Source organism: Anaerovorax odorimutans DSM 5092 (genome assembly GCF_000426305.1).
Taxonomy (GTDB): domain Bacteria; phylum Bacillota; class Clostridia; order Peptostreptococcales; family Anaerovoracaceae; genus Anaerovorax; species Anaerovorax odorimutans.
The window spans coordinates 1-1515 of sequence record NZ_AUFC01000057.1; the positions used below are offsets into that span (position 1 = coordinate 1).

General features: G+C 30.3%; 1 protein-coding gene. It reads left to right on the forward strand.

Annotated elements, in window-relative coordinates; all coding sequences use genetic code 11:
- The coding region (locus K292_RS18925) for a fibronectin type III domain-containing protein (protein WP_027400134.1) at window positions 1-1515 on the forward strand (1515 nt) is incomplete at both ends.

The window sequence follows — 1515 nt, forward strand, 5'->3', positions numbered from 1 at the left end:
GAAGTGACCGGAACAGATTCTGTGGGAGGACTAATAGGATATAGTACATCAAATAATACAATAAAAAGTAATTATGCAGCAGTGAAAATAAATAGTACCGGACAAAATAAAGGAGGAATTGTAGGAGGAGTTTATTATAATAGATTAACAATTACAAATTGTTATTATGATAGCACAGTTACAGGATTAACAACTCCGGAAGATCAAGCTAAAATAACTGAAGATTTACTAAATAAAACAACTTATACTAATTGGAATTTTGAAAATGTCTGGAACATAAAGGATGGTAATTCTTATCCATTTTTACAAAATGTCTCAATACCTGAACATGAATACATGCCTATAGAGGAATTGGAAGTACCTAATATAACAGTTAATGAAATAACTATTAATAAAATTACTTTTAATTGGAATGAAATAAATAGAGCGACATCATATGATATAGAAGTAGATGGAAACATAATAAATAATGGAAATAGTACAAGTTATGAGCATATTGGGTTAGATGCAAATACAGAGCATACGTATAAAGTTAGAGCAAAAGCTAAAGATTTTATAGGAGAATGGAGTGAAGATTTAACCGTAAAAACCGCAATAGTAGGAATACCATCAAATATTGTAATTGAGAGAAAAAATACTAGTATAAACATAATATGGAATTCAGTAGAAAATGCCACAGGATATGATATAAAGGTAGATGGAGAAGTTATAAATAACGATAATAACACAAATTATGAACATATAAACTTAATTCCGGAAACAGAGCATACATATAAAGTAAGAGCAAAAAACAGTAATGGAGCTGGAGATTGGAGCGAAGAAATAATTGCTAAAACAGTTACTGAGTTAACAGTTCCGCAAAATATTGTTACTGTAAAATCTGATATCTCTATAAAACTATTATGGGATAAGGTAACGGGAGCAGAAGGATATGATATAGAAGTAGATGGAAATGTTATAGATACTGGTATTAGTACAAGCTATGAACATCTAGATTTAACACCTAATACAGAGCATAAATACAAAGTTAGAGCAAAAGCTGGAAGTGTAATAGGAGAATGGAGCGAAGAATTAGTAATAACTACATGGATTGTAGGAATACCAACTAATATAAAAACAACAGGAACAGAAACAAGTATAACAATTTCATGGGATTCTGTGTTGGATGCAACATCATATGATATAGAAGTAGATGGACAATTAGTTGATAACGGAAATAGTCTAAGTTATCAACATACGGGATTACAACAAAATACAAATCATAAGTATAAAGTAAGAGCTAAAAAATCAGATGCCATAGGAGAATGGAGTGAGATAATTACTTCATCTACTCTTTTAACAGGAGCAATAATTATAAAAAATAAAGAAGAATTAAAACAAATAGCAAATGATTTAGCTGCAACTTATGTACTTGGAAACGATATCGACTTAGAAAACGAAGAATGGGAACCAATAGGAAATAGCAGTGTGCCGTTTAGTGGAGTATTTGATGGAAGAGGATATAAGATAAGTAAT